Source organism: Vibrio sp. 2033 (assembly GCF_033339735.1).
In genome coordinates, this window is the sequence record NZ_JAWOVC010000626.1 from 1 (window position 1) to 574 (window position 574).

A 574-nucleotide genomic window follows, 5' to 3' on the forward strand; every position below is an offset into this window, starting at 1 on the left:
AAGGATGACCATGAACATAAATGGAACTGAATCCAACACTTCGATGATGCGCATCATCAGGCTATCTACGACGCCGCCTAGGTAGCCTGAAATGCTGCCCCAAATCGTTCCGATAACGACGGCGACTAACGCGCCCACGAAGCCAACTAAAATTGAAAGGCGACCGCCTTGCATGGTGCGGGCAAACAGGTCTTGGCCGAGATCATCGGTACCAAAGTAATGGCCGCTGCTAAGTGATGGCTTCCCCAGTTCGTATGGGTCGGCGAGTACGTCCCAATCAATCTCATCGTGTCCAAAGGCCGCAATCGAGGGGCCAAACGTGATGCACAAAGTGATGAACGTGAGCACATAAACCGATGTCATCGCGGCGCGGTTTTTTCGGAAACGAGCCCAGGCGTCTTGCCACAAACTGCGACCTTCCACCGCTTCGATATTGTCTACGACTTGGTCTTGTAAGGATTGAGTATCCAGTTTCTTAATCGATAACATGTTTGACTCCTAAACGCGGATACGTGGGTCGATCACCGTGTACAACAAATCGACCACAAGATTAAAGAAGATGGTGAGTGAGGCG

General features: G+C 50.9%; 1 pseudogene. It reads right to left on the minus strand.

The annotated features are described in order from the left end of the window. Positions 1-489 (minus strand): annotated as a pseudogene (locus R7P74_RS28160) (peptide ABC transporter permease); the annotation flags it as partial. Between the last annotated feature and the right edge of the window lie 85 nt (positions 490-574).